The sequence below is a fragment of the Rhodospirillaceae bacterium genome (genome assembly GCA_018662005.1).
In the GTDB taxonomy this organism is placed as follows: Bacteria; Pseudomonadota; Alphaproteobacteria; order Rhodospirillales; family JABHCV01; genus JACNJU01.
In genome coordinates this window covers 20,944-38,353 of the sequence record JABJHA010000008.1, presented here as the reverse complement: position 1 = coordinate 38,353, position 17,410 = coordinate 20,944, and the positions used below count along the sequence as shown (strand labels likewise).

Genomic DNA, 17,410 nt, shown 5'->3' with positions numbered 1-17,410 from the left:
TGCACCTATCGACCCGATTTTCCCCCCGGAGGCTTTTTGTTGCCATCATCGTTATCTCATTTAAGTTTCCGAAAACGCCTGCAAAATGCTGTTCTGCATCTTGAGGCAGCGCTGGACCGGCCTTTCGGGCCGGAGTGGAATCCACTGCGCCAGATGGGAACCCTGTCGTTTTTCTATTACTGGATTGTCGCCGCCAGCGGCATCTATGTTTATATCCTTTTCGACACCACCGTTGGCGGGGCTTATCAATCCGTTGAGGTGATGACCCATCAGCAATGGTATCTGGGCGGCATCGTGCGCAGCCTGCACCGGTACGCCTCAGACGCGATGATCGTGACCATGGTGTTTCACCTGAGCCGTGAATTCATCATGGATCGTTACCGCGATGTTCGCTGGTTCACATGGTTCACCGGGGTGCCGATTATCTGGATGCTGTTTATTTCCGGGATCAGCGGTTACTGGCTGGTCTGGGACATGCTGGCCCAGTATGTGGCCATCAGTTCCATGGAATGGATTGACTGGCTGGGGATTTTTGGTGAACCGGTGGCCAATAATTTCCTGACGCCCAGCAGCCTGACAGACAGGTTCTTCACCCTGCTGGTGTTCATGCACATCTTTGGCCCCTTGTTCCTGCTGTTCGTGATGTGGATCCACGTGATGCGGGTCAGTCAGCCTAAAATCAACCCGCCGCGCGGGTTGGCCATTGGCTCGCTTGTCATGTTTGTCGCCCTGGCGCTTGCCAAACCGGCTGTCAGCCATGCGCCGGCTGATTTGAGCATGGTGCCCAGCGAACTCAATCTGGACTGGTTCTATATGTTCCTGTATCCGGTTTTCGATGCCTGGGGTGCGGGAACCCTGTGGGCGCTGGCCATCGGGGTGTCAATCATTGTTGCGGCAATGCCGTGGATGCCACCACTTAAACGCCCGAAACCGGCGGTCGTCTATCTGGAAAAATGCAACGGTTGTACGCGCTGCTTCGTGGATTGCCCGTTCGGGGCGATAAGCATGGTTCCAAGAACCGACGGCAGGCCCTTCGAGCGTGAAGCCGTCGTCGATTCGGACCTGTGTACGAGTTGCGGAATTTGCGTCGGCTCGTGCCCGGTTTCAACCCCGTTCAGGCGCACCGAAGAACTGATCACCGGTATCGACCTGCCTGACCTGAACCTGAAGCAGCTTCGCGACAAAACCGTCAAAGCCGTTGAAAGGTTAGCAACCGGCGCCGAAGGGCAGCCCGGTGTTATAGTCTTTGGCTGCGATTTTGGTGCCGACACCAACACTGTCGAAGAGCCAGGGGTTGCCGGTTTAAGTATGCCCTGTATTGGCATGTTGCCGCCGTCTTTCATGGATTTCACGTTAAGCCAGGACGGCGTTGACGGAATTTTGATTACCGGTTGCCAGTCCTGCGATTGCTTTAACCGCCTTGGCAACCGTTGGACAGAAGAACGCATTGCCGGTGTTCGCGATCCCTATTTGCGCAAGCGGGTCGAACGTGACCGTATCAAGGTGTTCTGGGCGTCGCGGGTTCAGGAACAACCCTTATGCAACGAAATAGACGATTTCAGGAAAACCCTTGATGCGCTCCCCGATGATAAGGGTGATGCCTCATGAACGAGTTTTTAGGCATTGATCCCAGCATTCCGATTTTCCATCTGGTGCCATTTATTGTTTTCAGCCCGATTTTCTTTCTGGTTCTCTATCATCTGGGACTGAAAGAAATCATCAATCCTTCAGCGGAAGTGCGCGAGCAAAAAAGATTATTTAAGGAAGAAAAGGCCCGCCAGGCCAATGATCGTCACGCCAAAATTAAGGCGTCGGGCCTGAAAATGAAGGTGGCCAGAAAAACCCCCCTGCAATTACTTGGTCAGACCATTTTCTTTGCTCTGTTTGCGCTGCTGGTTGTTTATTTCTCAAGCTCTCCGGTCTACGTCGCCCATCCGCCTGAACAGGCACAGGTCATGCTCAGTTTCACCCATGCAGGCCAGCACCGGGAAGAGTGCAAGAAGCGCACCCGTGAGGAGCTGGCCAAACTGGCCGCCAACATGCGTGCGCCGATGAAATGCTCGCGCGAACGCTGGCCCCTGATTATCGATCTCGCCCTGGATGGTAAAAATGTCTATCGGGGTGCCGCCCGGCCTGCGGGTTTATCGAAGGACGGCCATTCCAGTTTTTATCAGCAATTCCCGGTCACTGCGGGCAAACACCGGGTAAAGGTCGGTATGTGGGATTCCCGCGATACGGTTTCCCCGGGAGATCATGATTTTATCCTTGAGCGGGACGTCGATCTGGCGGCCCGTGAAATTCTGGTGATCGGTTTCGATAACGCCGCCGGGCATTTTACGCTGGAGTAAAAGAGCAACCTGCGTTTTATCAAATGCAGGTAAGTTGCTCGATTCTATTAATAACGAGCAACCTGCGTTTTATCTAGGCGCCGGTCATGGCGTGCAGGTCTTTATCAAGAGAGGCGAAGTGGATGGCGAACCAGGCGCTCAGGCGTTCGCCAAGGGCGACGCCCGTATCGATCTCGCCGTATTTATCCACCGCGTCCATAATATCGCGAATCTCATCAAGCAGGCGTTCGTGGTCCTGCTTGTGGGGAACGTAGGCGGGGTAACGCTGGTCGCGCATGATCTTTTCTTCCAGGGCGAAATGGGCCTCGATCAGGGCGTGAATTTCCGCCAGCGCCGCGAGCAGACTTTCCTGATCGCTGTTGCTGTCCCCGAAGATGTCATTGATGGCCAGAATCAGGGTCTGATGCTCGTAATCGATGGAGCGGAAGCCAGTCCTGTATTCATCTTTCCATTCAAGCAACGCCATGTTGTGTCCTTTCCTTGGCGTCAATTCTATCAACACCGAGCTGCTTAATACACTGCCACATTTTTGCCTCCTTTGACCCAAGTCAATGCGGGCAGGAGGATATGGGTAATACGGTCTCGGGTATCCTGCGATCAATTAATGTTAAACCACGATGTTGGAGATTCACCATGGCTAAATATGGACTTCGCCTGGCCGGTGTCGGAATGGCGGCGGTTATTGCTGCTTCATTTTCGGTATCTATGGCACAGGCGGCAGAAGGGAAACTGTCGGCGGAAGAAAAAACAACTGCCGATAAAATTTATTTTGAACGCTGCGCCGGTTGTCACGGCGTGTTGCGCAAAGGTGCAACCGGTAAAAACCTTGAACCCAAACGGACCAAGGACCTTGGTATAGAGCACTTGCGCGATTTCATCACTTATGGTTCACCCGGGGGTATGCCCAACTGGGGAACGTCGGGCGATTTGAGCGAAGCTGAAATCAGTATTATGGCCCGCTACCTTCTTGAAGATCCCGTTGCGCCGCCTGAATGGGGCCTTAAAGAGATGAAGGACTCGTGGACGCTGTACTATCCCCCGAAAAAGCGCCCAACCAAACAGATGAACAAGCTCAATCTCGACAATCTGTTCTCGGTCACGCTTCGTGACGCCGGTCAGGTTGCCCTGATTTCCGGCGATGATTATAAAATCAAGACGATCATCGAAACCGGATACGCGGTTCATATTTCAAGGCTTTCTGCATCCGGCCGTTATCTTTTCGTGGTTGGTCGTGACGCCCTTGTCAACATGGTCGATCTGTGGATGGACCCACCGGCGACGGTTTCCCAGATCAAACTTGGCCTGGAAGCCCGTTCGGTCGAAACCTCGAAAATGAAAGGTTTTGAAGACAAGTACGCCATCGGCGGCACCTACTGGCCACCGCAGTACGTGATCATGAACGGTGATACGCTTGAGCCGATCAAGGTTGTTTCCACCCGCGGTACCACCTGGGATACCCAGGAATACCATCCCGAACCACGTGTCGCGGCGATTGTTGCTTCGCACTATCGTCCGGAATTCGTCGTCAACGTCAAGGAAACCGGCAAAATCCTGCTGGTTAACTACGAAGACATCGATAACCTGAGCGTCACAACCATTGATGCGGAACGTTTCCTGCATGATGGTGGTTTCGATTCCACCGATCGCTACTTCATGTCGGCGGCCAATGCCCGTGACACGATTGTCGTCATCGATACCAAGACCGGTAAGCTGGTCAAGAAAATCAGCGAAGGTGTAGGCGCAACGCCTCATCCTGGTCGTGGCGCCAATTTCATGCATCCGAAGTTTGGGCCTGTCTGGTCGACCTCTCACTTAGGCGACGATTCCATTGCCATGATCGGCACCGATCCCAAGGGCCATCCGAAGAGCGCCTGGAAAGTTGTCGAAAGCATTGATGGTCATGGTGGCGGTTCGCTGTTCATCAAAACCCATCCGAAATCGACAAACCTGTGGGTTGATGCGCCGCTGAATTCAGATGAAGAAGTCTATCAGTCGGTCAGCGTCTTTGATGTCAACAACCTGGCCAAGGGCCCGGAAATCCTTCCTATCGCCAAGTGGGCGAAACTGGGTGAGGGCGCCAAGCGTGTTGTTCAGCCTGAATACAACAAGGCTGGCACGGAAGTCTGGTTCTCTGTCTGGAACGGCAAAGCCCAAACATCGGCGATTGTTGTTGTCGACGACAAGACGCGCAAGCTGAAAAAGGTCATCAAGGACAAGCGCCTTGTGACCCCGACCGGCAAGTTCAACGTCTATAACACACAGCACGACATCTACTAAAACTTTGGGGGCAGGGCTCAAGGTCTTGCCCCCGCTTTAGACATTTATTTTTAAGAACATCCCCGAATAAATTTTTTTTGTGACAATAAACAAAACATCGGAGATCAAGATGGCTGAAAAAACTGGCAAAGTATTTTTGGTTGGGGCTGGTCCGGGCGATCCGGAACTGCTGACGGTCAAAGCGCTGAATGCCTTGAAAAAGGCCGACGTGATTGTCTATGACCGGCTGGTTTCCCAACAAATTCTTGATCTTATCGGACCCGGCATCGCCCGCATTTTTGTCGGTAAGGCGGCCAGCAATCATCATCTTGCCCAGGAGGACATTAACGCCTTACTGGTCAAGTTGGCCCACAGCAATCACATGGTTGTCCGGCTTAAGGGCGGGGACCCGTTTATTTTCGGGCGCGGCAGCGAAGAAGCCGAATATCTGGCCCATCGCGGCGTCGCTTTTGAAGTGGTGCCCGGTGTCACGGCCGCTTCAGGGATCAGTGCGGCGCTTGGTATTCCGCTGACCCACCGCGGCCTTTCCACCGGTGTGCGCTTCGTTACCGGCCACGCCCGGGCTGGCGAAAGTCTGGATCTTGACTGGAAAAGCCTCGCCTGTGAGCAAACGACCCTTGTTTTCTACATGGGACTTTCCAATCTTCCTGACATATCGAGCAATTTGATCGCCCAGGGCCTGCCTTCTGATACGCCGGCTGCCGCGATCTCCAAGGGAACCGTCGATGGGCAACGTCAGTGCATCAGCACCCTTGCCGGATTGCCGATGATGGTTGATGATCTTGACTTGCCGTCGCCGGTACTTGTTATCGTCGGCAAAGTGGTCAGTTTGGCTGATATGCTGAATTGGCAGGGAATGATCTATGAAGATGCCTACAGCCAGCTGGAACTTGCCTGTGATGAAGTCCTTTCGGCTCAAGCCTGAGGGAGCTCTGCTGCTGTTTGTCTTGTTGCTGTTGGCCGCCCCCGCCCGGGCCGGAATTTCGGCTGAGCGACAAGTAGAGTTGTTGTATTTCCTCAAACATGATTGCGGTTCCTGTCATGGCCTCACCCGTAGCGGTGGTCTTGGTTCGCCCTTGTTGCCTGAAACCATGGCCACGCGCAGTGATGATGATTTGACGCAGATCATTATGGAGGGATTGCCCGGAACCCCGATGCCGCCATGGAAAGAACTGTTGAGCGAGGAAGAGGCGCGCTGGCTGGTCCGGGCGATAAAGGAAAACAAATGGAAAAAATAAGAATTCGGTTAAGTGCGTTGCCCCTCAGGTGCCGGGCGCGCGCTCCGCTTGCTTGGCTTTTTGGGCCTCTGGAAGCCAAGCCAATATTGGCGGTCCTCGCATTTGTTTTGATGGTTAGCGGCTGTTCGGGCACGCCGTTACGGGGGACTGGCGATCTTGGCCTGATTATCGAACGCGCCGACAGCTCTGCCCTGATCGTCGATAGCAGCAACCGTCAGCGTCTGGCGCGGGTTCATGGCTTGGGTGATTTGAGTCACGCCTCGGTGGTTTTCTCCCGCGATGAACGCTACGCCTTCGTCTTTGGCCGTGACGGCGGCCTCAGCAAGGTTGATATGCTTAAGGCCAAAGTGGTTGCCCGTGTCATCCAGGCCGGTAACGCCATCGGCGGGGCGATTTCACAGGATGGCAGTCTCGTCGCCGTTTCCAATTATGAACCCGGCGGGGTGCGAATTTTTGATACGGGAACGCTGGAACTGGTCGCCGATCTGCCAACACAGTCAAAAGTCATCGGTCTGGTTGACGCGCCGGGGCAGTTGTTCGTCTTCGCCCTTTATGACAGTGACGAAATCTGGGTCGCCGATATGAGCAACCCTGAAGAACCTGCCATTACCAAGTTCACCGACATCGGCCATCAACCCTATGACGGCCTGATAACGCCTGACGGTCGCACTTATATTTCAGGGCTGTTCGGCGAGGATGGTATGGCCATGCTCGACCTGTGGCATCTTGAAAAAGGCGTCACCCGTATTCTTGATAATTATGGCAGGGGTGAAGAAAAGCTGCCCGTTTACAAGATGCCGCATCTGGAAGGTTGGGCCGTCGCCGGTGGCTACGCGTTCATGCCTGCGGTCGGCCATCACGAGGTTCTGGTCGTCGACATGACGACATGGAAACAGGTCGCCCGTATCCCGGTTCATGGCCAGCCGGTGTTTGTCATGGCCCGCCCTGACGGACGCCAGGTGTGGGTCAACTTCGCCGTTCCCCGTAACGATACGGTGCAGGTCATCGATGCGGAAACCATGAAACTGGTTAAGACACTGACCCCCGGCAAAGGCGTCCTGCACATGGAATTTACGCCACGCGGCGAAGAAGTGTGGCTATCGGTGCGCGATCTGGATGTGGTCAAGGTTTACGACACCAAAACGGCAGAAGTCATAAAAGAACTTCCGGCTCTCAAGCCAAGCGGTATCTTTTTCACGGCACGCGCCCACAAGACCGGACTTTGAAAATGGACGAGCTGAGCAAGAAAATGATCGACGGGTTTCAGCGCGGCGTCCCGCTGGTTGAACGTCCTTACGCCGCCATTGCCGAAAAGCTGGGGGTCTGCGAGGACGATGTCATCGAGGCCCTGAAAGTGCTGAAAGAAAACGGTACCTTGAGCCGCGTCGGCGCTGTCTTCAAACCCAACACGGTCGGTCACAGCACCCTGGCGGCGATGGCCGTCGAGCCTGACCGGCTGGAGGAAGTGGCCGCGGTGGTCAGTAATTTCGACGCGGTCAACCACAACTATGAGCGCGAGCACCGACTGAATTTATGGTTTGTCGTCACCGCCGCTGACGCTCAGGGCGTCGATCAGGTGATTGACGACATCGAACACATGACCGGGATCAAGGTGCTCAATCTGCCAATGCTGGAAGATTACCACCTTGATTTGGGATTTGACTTGCAATGGAATTAAGCGACCACGAAAAAAAACTTGTAGCCGCCCTTGGTGACGGTTTGCCACTGGTTTCCAGACCTTTTGCCGTTATCGCAGAACAGGTCGGCATCAGCGAAGCCGCCGTCATTGAAACCCTGTCGGCCATGCAGGTTGACGGGCGCATCAAGCGCTTTGGCCTGATCGTCCGCCATCACGAACTGGGTTACCGGGCCAACGCCATGACAGTCTGGGATGTCGCCGATGATAAGGTCGCCCAGGTCGGCCGCTGTTTCGGTGAGTTTGATTTTGTCACCCTGTGTTACCACCGTCCCCGCCGCTTGCCTGACTGGCCTTACAATTTGTTTTGCATGGTCCACGGACAAAAGCGCGACGATGTTCTTGAGCAGGTCGAACAGCTTGCCCGCACCTGTGGCGCCGATGCGGCTGCTCGGGATGTGCTGTTCAGCAGCCGCCGTTTCAAACAACGCGGTGCCCATTATGGCAACAGCCCGCAAAAACTGGAGTCGGTGGCATGAGCGCTCAACTGGACGCCATCGATCGCGCCCTGATCAACGATTATCAGGGCGGATTTCCGCTGTCAGCGGAACCGTTCGCCGAAGTCGGGGCCAGCCTTGGTATCGACGCCGAAGAAGCCCTGGCCCGGGTAACACGCCTGCTGGAAGACGGAACCTTAAGCCGTTTCGGGCCCATGTATCATGCCGAAAAAATGGGTGGTGGTTTGACCCTGGCGGCATTGGAAGTCCCCGAAGATGACTACGAGCGAATTGCCGAAATCGTCAACGGATTTGATGAAGTCGCCCACAACTACGCCCGCGACCATGATTTTAACATGTGGTTCGTTCTCGCCACTGAAACGCCGGAAGGGGTGGCTGAAACCATTTCCAAAATCGAAGCAGCGACCGGGCTTGTCGTTCACAACATGCCGAAAAAGGAAGAATTCTTTATCGGCCTCAGGTTCGAGGCCTGATCATGGACGATCTTGATCGCGCCATTGTCGTCGCCACCCAGGAAGGCCTGCCGCTTTCCTTGCGACCCTATGACGATGTTGCTCGCTCTGTCGGGGCGGAACCGTCAGAAGTTATGACCCGTATGAAAAAAATGCTGGAATCCGGCGTCATTCGTCGTAACGGCGTGGTGCCGAACCATTACGCGCTCGGCTACAAGGCCAACGGCATGACCGTGTGGGATGTTCCCGATGATCAAATCAGCGCCCTGGGTCGCCGGGTCGGGGCTTTGGATTTTGTCTCCCACTGTTATCACCGGCCCCGGCATTTGCCCGACTGGCCCTACAATCTGTTTTGCATGGTCCATGGCCGGGATCACGAAAGTGTCGAAAATCATACCCGGCAAATTTTGACGATTTTGGGCGACGCCGCCCGCGATCACAGAATATTATACTCCACCCGGATATTGAAGAAATCCGGTCTTAGACTGCAGGCTTGAAGAAATGTTCCGTTTAACCAAATTCCTCAGCGAAATAGACAACCCGACCCCGGTTGGCGTTCGGCGTGATCCACCCGGTCCCGTCGTGATCTGGAACCTGATCCGGCGCTGCAATCTGACCTGCAAGCACTGCTACGCGATTTCGGCCGACAAGGATTTCCCAGGTGAGCTGTCGCTCGAGCAGATTTTTGCGGTGATGGACGATTTGAAGACTTTTCGGGTGCCGGCGCTGATTTTATCGGGTGGCGAGCCGCTGTTGCGCCCAGATATTTATGAGATTTCAAGGCAGGCAAAATCCTTAGGCTTTTACGCCGGGCTGTCAACCAACGGCACCCTGATCGACGAAACCCGGATCGATGAAATCGCCGACATCGGCTACGACTATGTTGGCGTCAGCATCGATGGTATGGCCGACACCCACGACAAGTTCCGTCGTCTCGAAGGGGCGTTCGATAAATCCATGGAAGGGGTGCGCCTGTGTCGTGAAAAGGGCCTTAAAGTCGGCTTGCGCTTCACCATGACCCAGGACAACGCCGCAGAGTTGGGTGATATGCTGGACCTTCTCGATCAGGAAAATATCGACAGGTTTTATTTCTCGCATCTGAATTACGCTGGCCGCGGCAACCATAACCGCAAGGACGACGCCATTTTCCAGATGACCCGCAACGCCATGGATATGCTGTTCGAGCGCTGTCTTGAAGGAATCCGTAAAGGTGAGACCAAGGAATTCGTTACCGGCAACAATGATGCCGATGGGGTTTATCTGCTCAAGTGGATTGAAAAAAATTACCCCGATCACGCAGAACACATGCGCGCCAAGCTGGTTCAGTGGGGCGGAAACGCTTCGGGTGTCAACGTCGCCAATATTGATAACGTCGGGGAAGTGCACCCGGACACCATGTGGTGGCATTATGGCCTTGGCAACGTCAAGGACAGGCCGTTCTCGGAAATCTGGCAAGATACTTCCGATCCGCTGATGGCGGGCCTGAAAAGCCGTCCCAGGCCCCTGAAAGGCCGTTGTGCGGCTTGTTGCCATGTTGATATTTGCGGCGGCAATACCCGGGTTCGGGCCGATCAGATCACCGGCGATCCGTGGGCCGAAGATCCGGCCTGTTATCTGGATGATGATGAAATCGGAATTGACGAAAACAGCGCCACCGGAAGAATCAAAATGACGCCGTTTTCCGCTTCCCGCAAGGCAGGCTGAACTTATGCGTTTCTTGATTTCTATTGTTGCCGCCTTGTTGATTGGCGGCCTTGTTGTGGCGCGCGCCGAAACCCCTGACACCGCGGCCCTTTACGCTGAACACTGTGCTGAATGCCACGGCGCGGATCGATTGGGCGGCATGGGCACGCCGCTGCTTCCTGAAAATCTTGGCCGCTTGCCCAAAGACAAGGCGATTGAGGTCATTGCCGATGGTCGCCCGGCGGTGCAAATGCCTGCTTACGAAGGCTCCCTTGACGATGCCGAGATCAAGGCGCTGGTGGATTTCATTTACACCCCTCTGGACGCTATCCCGCAGTGGAAATTGCCTGAAATGAACGCCAGCCATATCATCCACAACGACCCCGCTGGACTTCCAGAGACGCCAAAACATAACGCCGATCCACTGAACCTGTTTACGGTGGTCGAAACCGGCGATCATCATGTCAGTATTCTTGACGGTGACAGTTTCGAGACCCTGTGGCGGTTTAAATCCCGCTTCGCCTTGCATGGCGGGGCCAAGTATTCACCGGACGGGCGTTTTGTCTATCTGGCTTCCCGCGATGGCTGGGTCAGCAAGTACGATCTGTTCAGTTTTAAAACGGTGGCCGAAATCCGTATCGGTATCAATACCCGCAATATTGCCGTTTCCGGCGATGGTCGCTGGGTGGCGGCCGGTAATACCCTGCCTCATACGCTGGTGATCATGGACAGTGAAACCCTGAAGCCGGTCAAGATTATTCCTGTTATCGGCAAGGACGGAACACCCTCGCGCGTCAGCGCCGTTTACACAGCCCCGCCGCGCAACAGTTTTATCGCGGCGTTGAAAGATATTCCGGAAATTTGGGAAATGTCATACGAGGACGATCCCGAACCGGTGCCCCAGGGCCTGATCCATAATTACCAGCCGGGCATGGAGGAGGGGGCATTCGATTACGGACCGTTCCCGGTGCGGCGGATTATCCTTGATGATTATCTTGACGATTTCTTTTTCGACCAGTCCTACGTCAACCTGATTGGTGCGGCCCGCAACGGTAAAAACGGCCAGGTCGTCAACATGCGGGTGGGACGAAAAATCGCCGATCTTGATCTGTCGGGGATGCCCCATTTGGGTTCTGGCATCACCTTTGAATACGAAGGCCGCCCGGTGATGGCGACCCCGCACCTGAAGGATGCGGTGATCAGCGTTATTGACTTAAAGTCATGGAAAACCATCAAGCGTATTGAAACCAAAGGCCCCGGCTTTTTCATGCGCAGCCACGACAACACCCCCTACGCCTGGACTGATGTTTTCTTCGGCCCCAACAAGGACTTGTTGCACATTATCGACAAGCGAACCCTGGAAATCGTCAAAACCCTGAAACCGGCACCGGGCAAAACCGGCGCCCATGTTGAATTTACCCGTGATGGCAAATTCGCCCTGGTCAGTGTTTGGGATATGGACGGGGCATTGGTTATCTACGACGCAGAGACCTTTAAAGAGGTCAAGCGCATCAAGATGGTCAAGCCTTCAGGAAAGTATAATGTCTTCAACAAGATCACCTATTCCAGCGGCACAAGTCACTAGAGCATTTCCTTAGCTATGTTTTCCTTCTTGGTTTAAGAAGGAAAAAAAGGATTTGCGTGTGAAACCTGTCGATATTCTGTTGGCGATTACCGTTCCCATGTTATGGGGTCTTGGCTTTACCCTTGCCAAGGTCGCGTTCGTTTATGTCAGCTTCCCGCCGATCCTGCTGATGGCTTTCCGCTTTAGCGTCACGGCTCTTGCCTTGGTCTGGTTTGTCCGACCGCCATGGGGGCTGATGTGGAAAATTTTCTGGATCGCTATAGTCAGTGCCAGCTTTCAGTATAGTTTGACGTTTACAGGCCTGAACGGCATTGACGCATCCCTCGCCGTTATCATCGTGCAGCTTGAAGCGCCGTTCCTGGCCCTGTTCGCAACGATTCTTCTAAAGGAACATCTTGGTTGGCGCCGCGCCGTTGGCATGGCGTTGGCTTTTGCCGGTGTCATGCTGATCGCTGGACAGCCGCGCTTGCAGGGTGATCTGCTGCCCGTTCTTCTGGTTGCCAGCGGCGCCTGTGTGTGGTCCTTCGGGCAGATTATGATCAAGGGCCTGGGCGGCAAGCTCGGCGGCTTTACCCTGATCGCCTGGGTCGCCGTCTTTGCAGCGCCACAACTGTTTGTTTCCTCCTGGTTGTTCGAGGATGGCCAGTGGGAAGCCATTCAGAACGCCGGTTGGATCGGCTGGGGCGTCGTTATCTATATGGGATTGATCATGACCGCCCTTGGCTATGCGATCTGGTATAGATTGCTTGGCATCTACAAGGTTAATCAGGTGATGCCGTTTCTGTTGCTGGTCCCGGTTATGTCCATTATCGGTAGTATGCTGTTCCTGGGCGAACGCCTGTCACTGGTCGAACTCATGGGCGGTGTCATCGTGATATTGGGGGTCTGGATTGTCACCACCCACAGGGATCAAGTGGATGTTGAAGAAGGGAAATAGAATTTCCCCAGGCTGTGGCGCTCGAAATCTGGTTTTTATTTTACAGAAATCAGGCCCAGGTGAACGGCCCGGGCAACGGCCTGAATGCGGGATACTGAACTGAGCGCCTTCTTGGCGTTGTTGATGTGCCAATTGACACCACGTTCGGAAATTTCAAGAATTTGGCCGATCTCGAACGAACTTTTGCCGGCGGCGCTCCAGGTCAGGCATTCCAGCTGTCTGCTGGTTAAAGTGCTAATGTTGTCGTTATTATCCAATTTTGGCTCACCCTATTGCTGCTGGATGTTTGATAGAAAGCCGTTGGGGCATCTTTAAGTGATGTTTTTCAACATTGCCGATCATCGTGATCAGTCTTCAGACTCCTTTTCAGCCATGTAACAAGTTCTCATAGTAATTTTAAAACAGCGTTGTAGAAACTGTCATAAGTGACAGTGTCAATTCCAATGTTTTTCCCGTAAAAGTAACCAATTAAGAATAGTTACAAGTTTCGATTTAGTTATCTTGATGTTAAAGGAAAAACGTCAATGGGGATGGGGGAAGACAGTGATGCAAGAAATGGCATCCGCAACGCTATTTGCCAGAATTATTTTTTTGGCGATGGAAATTGCCCGGTCTGTCAGCGCCAATCAGAATGTGCGTCCATGGTTGATGAGACCCTTCTTTATGCTTCAAAACTTTCCAAAAAAAGAAAATCCAATCCTGCAAAGAACAATGACTAGATCAGTTCACGTTTCGTTTGAACACATTGTGTTCAAACGAAACGTGAAAAACTGATCGATTTTAAAAGAGCGAGCCGATTCACACACTTAAATGGAATCAAGTAGTGATTCCGTTTATGTGTGATCGGCTCTAGAGCGCATCTTTCTTGACGATGGCGGGCCCAAGGGCCTAAATCGGTTACGGATTAATTTTTTACGCCGCAACCGGGCAGGGTCATGAAAGCGTCGACAGAAACATCAAAAATATCCGCCACAGTAGATTTTGGCGCTACGGGAAAACAGTACGGCCATCTGGTCGTCCCCCATTCAACCAACCAGTCCGCCTGGGGGGCCATTGAAATTCCCGTCGCCGTGATTTCCGGTGGTCAGGGTCCAACGGTCTTTTTCACCGGCGCCAACCACGGTGACGAGTACGAAGGCCCGATAGCCCTGGCAAAACTGATGGGTTCACTGGAACCGGGTCAGGTGCGTGGAACGGTTATCATCATGCCGGCGCTGAACCTGCCGGCCTTTCGCGCCGCCCAGCGCCTGTCGCCCCTTGATGGCATGAACATGAACCGCGCCTTTCCGGGCAGCCGTGATGGCACCGTCACCTCGATGATCGCCCACTTTGTCAGCCACCACATCCTGCCGATGGTCGATGTGGCCGTCGATCTTCACGCCGGTGGCAAGACCCTGGATTTCATGCCCTGCGCGGTTATCCATGAACTGGACGACGAAAAGCAAATGAGCCAAACCCTGGCCGCCATGAAAGCCTTCGCGGCCCCGACCGGACTAGTTTTGCGGGAACTGGACGCGGCGGGAATGATCGACACAACGGCCGAAGAAATGGGCAAGGTCTTCCTGTCAACGGAACTTGGCGGCGGCGGTACGGCAACGCCTGAAACCATCGCCATTGCCGAAACCGGGGTCAGGAACATTCTCGCCCACCTTGGTATTGTTGATGAAAAGCCGGTTAGCCGCGAAGAGCTGGGCCTGCCACCGACACGCCTGATGTGTACGCCGGACGGCGCGTGCTTCACCAGTGCCCGGGATAATGGTCTTTATGAGCCCTTCATGGGGCTTGGCGATGATGTTGAGAAGGACCAGCCGCTGGGGCAGATCCATTTTATCGAAACGCCCGAACGCTCACCCCTTGTGCATCATGCCGGACGTTCCGGTGTTATCCTGTGTAAAGGGGTGCCGGGGCTTGTCGGCAAAGGCGATTGTCTGGCGGTTGTCGCCGAAGATTACGGGGATGGTCAATGAGTGAGGAGCAGTCGGGACGGATTAATCAGCTGGAAGAAGCGCTGGCCCATCAAGAGGTGATGAGCCATGATTTGAGCGACGAGCTGGCCAAACAATGGCAGACCATTGAGCGCCTGACCCGCCGTATAAAGGAACTGGAAGAAAAAGTGGCGACCCGTATTGCCGCCGCTGACGCACCCGAATCGGGTGATCCGCCGCCGCCCCATTATTAGGCGGCCAGCTCTCCATGCCCTTCCAGAACTTCGCGAAATATCCCGACAAGTCGCTGGTCAAGCTGGGCCGTCATTTCGCCGAGAATATCAAAGGCCATTTCAGGCGGGAATGCCTCTTTGTAGGAGCGCTCGTCAGTCAGTGCGCCAAAGATGTCGACAATCGCCGACATCCGGGCCAGTTCGTTTAACTCCTTGCCCTTCAGGCCCAAGGGGTAGCCGCTGCCATCGAGCTTTTCGTGGTGTTGTTCGCCGATGATCCGGATGCCTTGGGTGATATCCGGTGTTTGATCATAGACTTTTGAAGAATTCTCCACGTGCTGCTTCATACACTGCCATTCGGTGTCGTCCAGTTTGGAGCTTTTGTTGAGCACTTCCTGGGGTGTCACCATCTTGCCCACATCATGGAGCAGGCCGCCGGTGGCCAGGGTCAGCAGGTCGTCATCGCGAATGCCAATGGCGTGACCAAAAATAGACAGATACGTGGCCACCCTGAGTGAGTGAACGTAGGTGTAGTTGTGGTGGCCGCGGATATTATCGAGAATGCCATGGAAATTCTGATCGTTGACGGACTGGACCAGCGGTTGGCAGCTATCGCTTGAAGCCTGAAGGTCAAGAGGCCGGTTTTCCTCGATTGCCTTGGAAATATCCTGAAATTCCCCAAGCGTGCTTTGCAGGGTCGTCATTTCAAGTTCCGGCAGATTTTCCCATTTCTGTTCAAAGTTGTAGCTGATGGCGTCCGATACCTGCATGAGGATGGCGTTTTTGGAAAACGGCCTGATCAGAAGGCGATCAGCCCCGGAGCCCTCGCCGCTTATATATTGACTGGCGCTTGCATGGCCCGAGACGATAAATGGGACTGATTTCAGATCAGAATGTTTGCGTTTGTCGAAAAGGCAGCCCTTGCCACTTTCAAGCATTCTCTCATCAACGATGACCAGATCGGGCTTGCTTACAGCCATGGCTTCGAGGACTGCATTGTTGCTATCGAAAGATCTCACCTCGAACAGGTGGCTCAGGACAAGGCGAATTTCTTCGAGATGCACGCGCTCATCATTAACGATATAGATATGGGGTACGGTGAGGTTTGGATTTCCGTCCATCAGACGCTTTCTCATCGGCTAAAAAACAACGAGTGCGTACTAATGTAAGAAGCCATTAATGCCCTTGCAAGCCTGTTTACCTTTAACCGAGAGCTTCCTGGGCGGCGTCCAATCCACGTTTGATGCGATCAAAGATATCGTCGATTTCCTGATCGGTGACAATCAGCGGCGGGCAAATGCCGATAACGTCGCCGGGCAGGGGCCTGATGATCAGTTTTTCGCCAAGAATTTTCTCGGCAACGAGCGCAGCGGCCTTGGTCGCAGGCGGAAATTGTTCCCGGGTTTCCTTGTTGGCGACGATTTCCACGCCACCGATCAAGCCGACACCGCGGGCTTCGCCGACCAACGGATGGCTGGCAAGTCCGGCAAGGCGTTGCTGGAACCTGACCGAAACGTCACGCACATGGCCCATGATGTCGTCGTCTTCGTAAATTTTCAGGGTTTCAAGGGCAACGGCGGCGGCGACCGGATGGCCGCCGTAAGTGTTGCCGGTTCCAAAAATACCCAGTTTGCGGCTGTGCTCGACAAAGGCTTCATATACGGGTTCGGTGACCATGACAGCGCCAATAGGCAGATACGCCGATGACAATTGCTTGGCGCAGGTCAGAAGATCGGGCTTGATATTATAGGTGTCGCAGCCCCACATCTGGCCGGTCCGCCCAAAGCCGCAAATGACTTCATCGGCAATCATAAGAACACTGTGTTTTTTAAGCACTTTCTGGATTTTTTCAAAGTAGGTCTTGGGCGGCAACATGACGCCGCCCGCGCCCATCACCGGTTCGGCGATGAAACCGCCAACTGTATCAGGGCCTTCAGACTCAATCTGTTTATCCAGATTGTCGGCCAACCGGGTGGCGAAATCTTCTTCGGACTCGCCTTCCTCGCCATTGCGATAGAAGCAAGGCGTATCGGTGTGCAGGATGCGGTCGATGGGTAAATCAAATCCGTCCTGGGCGTAAGGAAGCGCGGTCAGGGAACCGGCGGCGACGGTGACGCCGTGGTAGGCCCGCTTGCGTGAAATGATTTTCTTCTTCTCGGGCTTGCCGATGGCGTTGTGATAGTACCAGACCATCTTGATGGCCGTATCAACGGCTTCGGATCCGGAATTGACCAGATAGACCTTCGATAAGTCACCCGGGGCTATTTCGACCATTTTTTCAGATAACTCGATGACCGGCACGGTTGCCCGGTGGGCGAACGAATGAGAGAACGGCAACTGCTCAAACTGTGTTTGGGCTGCTTTGAAAAGGCGGCTTTCGCTGAAGCCCAGGCCAGTACACCAAAGGCCGGCAAGGCCCTCGATGTACTGATTGTCCTGATCGTCATAAACGTAGATTCCCTCGCCCCGGGTGATAACAATGGGGCCTCGCTCCTGATGGACTGCCAGATTGGTGTAAGGATGCAAGCTATAGGCAAGATCCCTGGCGGCGAGCGAGTTGGGTGCGTGGGTCATCGAC

Annotated in this window: 18 protein-coding genes and 1 pseudogene; 15 read left to right on the top strand and 4 right to left on the bottom strand. The window is 54.2% G+C overall.

Annotated elements, in window-relative coordinates; genetic code table 11:
- Positions 1-39 precede the first annotated feature (39 nt).
- Together HOL66_04515 and HOL66_04510 are read left to right on the top strand one after the other, a co-directional pair.
- Positions 40-1,608, top strand: coding sequence for a hydrogenase iron-sulfur subunit (locus HOL66_04515; protein MBT5243485.1), 1,569 nt, complete (start codon positions 40-42; stop codon positions 1,606-1,608).
- Positions 1,605-2,348 (top strand): hypothetical protein, encoded by a 744-nt coding sequence (locus tag HOL66_04510; GenBank protein MBT5243484.1) that lies wholly within the window; start codon positions 1,605-1,607, stop codon positions 2,346-2,348. The genes HOL66_04515 and HOL66_04510 overlap by 4 nt, the downstream gene beginning before the upstream one ends.
- A gap of 73 nt (positions 2,349-2,421) precedes the next feature.
- Here the strand turns inward: HOL66_04510 and HOL66_04505 are convergent, their stop codons facing one another.
- The gene (locus HOL66_04505; GenBank protein MBT5243483.1) at positions 2,422-2,814 is read right to left on the bottom strand and encodes a hemerythrin family protein; all 393 of its coding nucleotides are present in this window, start codon (positions 2,812-2,814) and stop codon (positions 2,422-2,424) included.
- Between the two features lie 167 nt (positions 2,815-2,981).
- Here HOL66_04505 and HOL66_04500 point away from each other — a divergent pair, with 167 nt between their 5' ends.
- The 10 genes and pseudogenes from HOL66_04500 to HOL66_04455 all read left to right on the top strand — a co-directional run bounded on the left by HOL66_04500 (position 2,982) and on the right by HOL66_04455 (position 12,674).
- Entirely contained in the window at positions 2,982-4,625 is a 1,644-nt protein-coding gene (locus HOL66_04500; protein ID MBT5243482.1) for a nitrite reductase, read from the top strand.
- A 109-nt stretch (positions 4,626-4,734) separates the two neighbouring features.
- A complete protein-coding gene (cobA, locus tag HOL66_04495) occupies positions 4,735-5,550 on the top strand; it encodes a uroporphyrinogen-III C-methyltransferase (GenBank protein ID MBT5243481.1) in 816 nt (271 codons plus the stop codon).
- Complete coding sequence (locus HOL66_04490) at positions 5,525-5,863, top strand: cytochrome c (protein MBT5243480.1); 339 nt, start codon at positions 5,525-5,527, stop codon at positions 5,861-5,863. Before cobA ends, HOL66_04490 begins: the two co-directional genes overlap by 26 nt.
- Positions 5,864-5,973: 110 nt before the next feature.
- Entirely contained in the window at positions 5,974-7,089 is a 1,116-nt protein-coding gene (locus HOL66_04485) for a protein nirF (GenBank protein MBT5243479.1), read from the top strand.
- 2 nt (positions 7,090-7,091) lie between these two features.
- Positions 7,092-8,038, top strand: a pseudogene (locus HOL66_04480) (Lrp/AsnC family transcriptional regulator).
- Entirely contained in the window at positions 8,035-8,490 is a 456-nt protein-coding gene (locus HOL66_04475; protein MBT5243478.1) for an Lrp/AsnC family transcriptional regulator, read from the top strand. Before HOL66_04480 ends, HOL66_04475 begins: the two are co-directional and overlap by 4 nt.
- Positions 8,460-8,966 (top strand): Lrp/AsnC family transcriptional regulator, encoded by a 507-nt coding sequence (locus tag HOL66_04470; protein ID MBT5243477.1) that lies wholly within the window; start codon positions 8,460-8,462, stop codon positions 8,964-8,966. The genes HOL66_04475 and HOL66_04470 overlap by 31 nt, the downstream gene beginning before the upstream one ends.
- A gap of 4 nt (positions 8,967-8,970) precedes the next feature.
- Entirely contained in the window at positions 8,971-10,173 is a 1,203-nt protein-coding gene (nirJ, locus tag HOL66_04465; protein MBT5243476.1) for a heme d1 biosynthesis radical SAM protein NirJ, read from the top strand.
- A gap of 4 nt (positions 10,174-10,177) precedes the next feature.
- Positions 10,178-11,737: a cytochrome C oxidase Cbb3 gene (locus HOL66_04460; GenBank protein MBT5243475.1), complete on the top strand. Its 1,560-nt coding sequence runs from the start codon at positions 10,178-10,180 to the stop codon at positions 11,735-11,737.
- Positions 11,738-11,795: 58 nt separating this feature from the next.
- On the top strand, positions 11,796-12,674 hold the full coding sequence (locus tag HOL66_04455) for an EamA family transporter (GenBank protein MBT5243474.1): 879 nt from the start codon (positions 11,796-11,798) through the stop codon (positions 12,672-12,674).
- A gap of 35 nt (positions 12,675-12,709) precedes the next feature.
- On the opposite strand, the gene HOL66_04450 is transcribed toward HOL66_04455, so the two are convergent.
- Positions 12,710-12,931: a helix-turn-helix transcriptional regulator gene (locus tag HOL66_04450; GenBank protein ID MBT5243473.1), complete on the bottom strand. Its 222-nt coding sequence runs from the start codon at positions 12,929-12,931 to the stop codon at positions 12,710-12,712.
- A gap of 247 nt (positions 12,932-13,178) precedes the next feature.
- Here HOL66_04450 and HOL66_04445 point away from each other — a divergent pair, with 247 nt between their 5' ends.
- The 3 genes from HOL66_04445 (at position 13,179) to HOL66_04435 (ending at position 14,853) form a co-directional block, all read left to right on the top strand.
- The gene (locus HOL66_04445; protein MBT5243472.1) at positions 13,179-13,448 is read left to right on the top strand and encodes a hypothetical protein; all 270 of its coding nucleotides are present in this window, start codon (positions 13,179-13,181) and stop codon (positions 13,446-13,448) included.
- A gap of 161 nt (positions 13,449-13,609) precedes the next feature.
- Positions 13,610-14,641: an N-alpha-acetyl diaminobutyric acid deacetylase DoeB gene (locus HOL66_04440; protein MBT5243471.1), complete on the top strand. Its 1,032-nt coding sequence runs from the start codon at positions 13,610-13,612 to the stop codon at positions 14,639-14,641.
- Positions 14,638-14,853, top strand: coding sequence for a SlyX family protein (locus tag HOL66_04435; GenBank protein MBT5243470.1), 216 nt, complete (start codon positions 14,638-14,640; stop codon positions 14,851-14,853). The genes HOL66_04440 and HOL66_04435 overlap by 4 nt, the downstream gene beginning before the upstream one ends.
- On the opposite strand, the gene HOL66_04430 is transcribed toward HOL66_04435, so the two are convergent.
- Positions 14,850-15,953: an HD domain-containing protein gene (locus HOL66_04430; GenBank protein MBT5243469.1), complete on the bottom strand. Its 1,104-nt coding sequence runs from the start codon at positions 15,951-15,953 to the stop codon at positions 14,850-14,852. The genes HOL66_04435 and HOL66_04430 overlap by 4 nt on opposite strands.
- A gap of 82 nt (positions 15,954-16,035) precedes the next feature.
- Positions 16,036-17,406, bottom strand: a complete 1,371-nt coding sequence (locus HOL66_04425) for an aspartate aminotransferase family protein (protein MBT5243468.1) — start codon at positions 17,404-17,406, stop codon at positions 16,036-16,038.
- Positions 17,407-17,410: the final 4 nt, after the last annotated feature.